The organism is Streptomyces sp. GbtcB7, assembly GCF_019091445.1.
Lineage (GTDB): Bacteria > Actinomycetota > Actinomycetes > Streptomycetales > Streptomycetaceae > Streptomyces > Streptomyces mirabilis.
The window spans coordinates 1-315 of record NZ_JAGXJM010000216.1; the positions used below are offsets into that span (position 1 = coordinate 1).

Genomic DNA, 315 nt, shown 5'->3' on the forward strand with positions numbered 1-315 from the left:
GGGACCCCGGGATGGACGTGCAGTTCAACGGGGACGCCCGCGGCGGCCAGGCGCGCGGCGGAGGCGATGTCCTCGTCGCGGAAGATGTCGAGGTCACCGGTGTCGATGTAGGCAGGAGCCAGCCCGGTGAAGGCGCTCAGGCGGGCCGGTGCGGCGATCGGGGGGACATCCGCGGTGTCGAACGTGTCGCCGACCACCGCCTTCCAGGCGGTGTAGTTGACGTCGTAGGTCCAGGTCAGGAAGTGTTCGCGGGTCGGGTCGGGGCTCTGGTTGCGGTCGTCGAGCATGGGATAGACCAGGATCTGCCGAGCCAGG

At 69.5% G+C, this 315-nt stretch carries 1 protein-coding gene; it reads right to left on the reverse strand.

Translation table 11 applies throughout. From position 1 onward, the window contains the following. The coding region (locus KVT44_RS55890) for an alpha/beta hydrolase fold domain-containing protein (protein ID WP_217576940.1) at positions 1 to 315 on the reverse strand (315 nt) is incomplete at both ends.